The organism is Lapillicoccus sp. (assembly GCF_046595215.1).
Classification (GTDB): domain Bacteria; phylum Actinomycetota; class Actinomycetes; order Actinomycetales; family Dermatophilaceae; genus Lapillicoccus.
Genome location: NZ_JBKJPP010000059.1, coordinates 1 through 3228 on the forward strand (window position 1 = coordinate 1; position 3228 = coordinate 3228).

The 3228-nt window shown below is 68.5% G+C and carries 4 protein-coding genes and 2 pseudogenes; 2 read left to right on the forward strand and 4 right to left on the reverse strand.

Annotated features, from left to right (window positions below; all coding sequences use genetic code 11):
• Positions 1-80: 80 nt before the first annotated feature.
• A pseudogene (locus tag ACLL9L_RS05070) lies at positions 81-350 on the forward strand (MaoC family dehydratase); the annotation flags it as partial.
• Between the two features lie 60 nt (positions 351-410).
• Here the strand turns inward: ACLL9L_RS05070 and ACLL9L_RS05075 are convergent.
• Positions 411-686: pseudogene (locus ACLL9L_RS05075) on the reverse strand (MaoC family dehydratase); the annotation flags it as partial.
• A gap of 173 nt (positions 687-859) precedes the next feature.
• Positions 860-1279 (reverse strand): nuclear transport factor 2 family protein, encoded by a 420-nt coding sequence (locus ACLL9L_RS05080; RefSeq protein WP_411283561.1) that lies wholly within the window; start codon positions 1277-1279, stop codon positions 860-862.
• A gap of 129 nt (positions 1280-1408) precedes the next feature.
• Here ACLL9L_RS05080 and ACLL9L_RS05085 point away from each other — a divergent pair, with 129 nt between their 5' ends.
• Entirely contained in the window at positions 1409-2428 is a 1020-nt protein-coding gene (locus ACLL9L_RS05085) for an RNA polymerase subunit sigma-70 (RefSeq protein ID WP_411283562.1), read from the forward strand.
• Between the two features lie 89 nt (positions 2429-2517).
• Here the strand turns inward: ACLL9L_RS05085 and ACLL9L_RS05090 are convergent, their stop codons facing one another.
• Together ACLL9L_RS05090 and ACLL9L_RS05095 are read right to left on the reverse strand one after the other, a co-directional pair.
• Positions 2518-2913, reverse strand: a complete 396-nt coding sequence (locus tag ACLL9L_RS05090) for a type II toxin-antitoxin system VapC family toxin (RefSeq protein ID WP_411283563.1) — start codon at positions 2911-2913, stop codon at positions 2518-2520.
• Positions 2914-2931: 18 nt separating this feature from the next.
• Positions 2932-3228 (reverse strand): type II toxin-antitoxin system Phd/YefM family antitoxin (locus ACLL9L_RS05095; protein WP_411283564.1); only part of this gene is annotated, 297 nt, incomplete at its 5' end.

The following is a 3228-nucleotide window of genomic DNA, read 5'->3' on the forward strand; positions in this document are numbered from 1 at the left end:
CTCGGGCACGGACCCCCGGTCGTCTGGGCCTGACGCCGCTGGGAGACTTGGCGGCACTGTCGTACGACAAGGGAGCTCACGTGCAGTTCGGCCGGTACTACGAGGAGTTCGAGGTCGGAGCGGTCTACAAGCACTGGCCGGGCAAGACGGTGACCGAGTACGACGACCACCTGTTCTGCCTCATCACGATGAACCACCACCCGCTGCACCTCGACGCCAACTACGCGGCGACGACGCAGCAGGGCAAGAACGTCGTCGTCGGCAACTACGTCTACTCGCTGCTGCTGGGCATGTCTGTCGCGGACGTGTCCGGCAAGGCGATCGCCAACCTCGAGGTCGAGTCCCTCAAGCACGTCTTTCCGACCTTTCACGGTGACACGATCTACGGCCAGACCGAGGAACGTCGGGAAGACGTGCTTGAGGCTCTCGACCTCAAGGTTGGCGATGGCCTTGCCGGACACGTCGACGACCGACATGCCGAGCAGCAGCGAGTAGACGTAGTTGCCGACGACGACGTTCTTTCCCTGCGGCGTGGTGGTCGCGTAGTTCGCGTCCATGTGCAGGGGGTGGTGGTTCATGGTCAGCAGGCAGAACAGGTGGTCGTCGTACTCCGTGACGGTCTTCCCGGGCCAGTGCTTGTAGACCGCCCCGACCTCGAACTCCTCGTAGCTGCGACCGAACTGCATTCCCGCTCCTTCGTCCCAGGGGCCGTGTGGTGCCCACCTCCGGGCATCCTCCCGGACCCCACGGCATACCGGCAGTGGCAGCGCTCGTGCCCTTGGTCACGTATGCCGGGCGGGAGGGAGGCCGACCAGGGCCGCGTCCCAGGCAGCGACGTCCGGCGCACCCTCGCGCCCGCTCAGCTCGGGTCCGCCGCCTGCCGGGCGGCCGCGAACGGTGCGCGGTCGAAGATGATCCTGATCTGGGTGATCGTGCCGTCGCTGACGCTGAGGCACTCGGCTCCCGGCGCGTTCGGTACCGGGACGGTGTCGGTGTCATACATGAGCACCGCGGTGTCGTCATCGCCGAATGCGGCGATCAGCGCCGAACGGGTCACGATGTGACTGAACGGCCCCATGAAGTCGCGAAAGGCGAGCGCACCGTCGAGCCGGCCAGCCGGGGCGTGGCAGACGATGTCGTCGGCGACGAACGTCATCGCTCGCTCGAAATCGTGGGTCGTCCACGCCTCGTAGTAGGCCAACGCGGTCTGCAGCGCCCTGCCGGTGCTCTCGCTCGTGCCGGTGCTCTCGCTCGTGCCGGTGCCGGTGCTCTCGCTCATGCCAGTCGTCTCCTCGCCTCGATGGTGATGCCTGTAGAGACACCGCTGAGCCCCGTGATGGAACGGTCCCCCCGACCCGTGGCTCTCGGCTGCGTCGATGGGGCAGGGGCAGCGTGCCACGATGCACCCGTGAGCACGTCGATGCTGGACCGCGCGCGGACTGGGGATGACCAGGCGTTCCTGCAGCTGACCGGGCCGTACGTTCGTGAGCTGCACCTGCACTGCTACCGGATGCTCGGCTCGCTGAGCGATGCCGAGGACCTGGTCCAGGAGACGCTGACCGCGGCGTGGCGCGGCCTGGACGGCTTCGCGGGCCGTTCCTCGCTTCGCGCATGGCTCTACCGGATCGCCACCAACCGGTGCCTGAACGCGATCCGCGATGCCAAACGGCGCCTGCCCGCCACACCCGTTCCCCCGTTCACCCCGCCCGAGCCCTCGCGCCGCGGCGAGGTGACCTGGCTCCAGCCCTGTCCGGACGCCTGGCTGGAACTCGCCGACACCACCCCCGGGCCGGCGGCGAGGTCCGAGACGCGCGCGGGCGTCGAGCTGGCATTCATCGCCGCGCTGCAACGGCTGCCGCCGCGCCAGACCGCGGTGGTCATCCTCGTCGACGTGCTCAGCTTCTCCACCGCAGAGGCGGCCAGCATGCTGGACACGAGCCCGATTGCCGTCAAGGGCGCTCTGCAACGCGCCCGGGCAGCCCTGGCCCGACCCGCGACCGGGTCCAGCCACGAACCCTTTGGTGGGCGCGGCTCAACCGCCGAGCGCGACCTCGCGAGCCGGTTTGCCGCAGCGTTCACGGCGGGCGACGTCGACAGCGTGGTTGCCCTGTTGACCGACGACGCGTGGCTCGCCATGCCGCCGGCGCCGCACGAATACCTCGGGCGTAAGGCGATCGCGGGCTTCCTGCGCGCCAGCACCGAGTGGCGCGCCCGACGTCACCTCAGGCTCCTGCCCACCCGCGCCAACGGCCAGCCGGCCTTCGCCTGCTACCTCGGCCGCCCGGGGGAGCAAACCACATACTTCACCGGCATCCTCGTCCTCACCATCTGCAACGACCGGATCAGCAGGATCACCCGCTTCCTCGACAGCCACCTCCAGCGACAGTTCGGACTCCCCGACACGATCGCCGCCAGCGAGGATCGCTAGACGCCAGAGCCAGCGCACCGGGTCAACGAGGAAGAGCGTGGTCACGCCGGGCGCGACGTCCCACCGGAGCCACTTCTCTTGGTCTGCGATCAGATGACGATGACCTGGACGAGGTCCTCGAGTCCGGCGAAGTCGTCACCGTCACGGGTGTAGAGGTCGAGACCGTTGGCGTGGGCGGTTGCGGCGATCAGCAGGTCTACCAGTCGGCTGCGGGGTCTCCGTCCTTCACGGACGACGGCGGCGACCACCAGCCCGTAGCTACGTGCGGCCGTGCCGTCGAAGGGGAGTGGCTCCAGCTTCGCCTCGACTTCCTGGAGGCGCGCCTGCCGTTTCGCTGCCTCGGCCAACGTCGCGGCCAGGTGCGGTCCGGCCGCCAGCTCTGCGGCGGTGACTGCCGAGATCGCCATCTGGTCCGGCAGCGCCGCGACAACGACCGGGTCGTGCCAGTCGACGACGACCGAGGTGTCGAGCAACCCGCACGTCATGTCACAGTCCCTGGTCGATCACCTGGTGGTCGTCACCTGGTCGAGGTCGGACCGAAACTGTTGCCGGTCGATGCGCACGCCGGCTGCCGCCAGCGTCGCGACCTCCTCGCGGGAGATGAACGCGCGGCGGCCGGCCCGGAGCGGCCGAAGCTCGGCGACCGGTTCGCCGTTGCGTGTCACGACGAAGGTCTCGCCAGCCATCACGCCCTCGATGACCTTCGCGTTCTCGTTACGCAACTCGCGTTGCGCAATAATCTTGGCCATGGGCTGACTGTAGCAACTTGTGCGACAGGGTGCGACAGGCTCGTCGTCAAT

Excerpts from the sequence above, each read along its gene's own strand:
- ACLL9L_RS05080 (WP_411283561.1), bottom strand. The coding sequence starts at position 1,279 with ATGAGCGAGAGCACCGGCACCGGCACGAGCGAGAGCACCGGCACGAGC.
- ACLL9L_RS05090 (WP_411283563.1), bottom strand. The coding sequence starts at position 2,913 with ATGACGTGCGGGTTGCTCGACACCTCGGTCGTCGTCGACTGGCACGAC.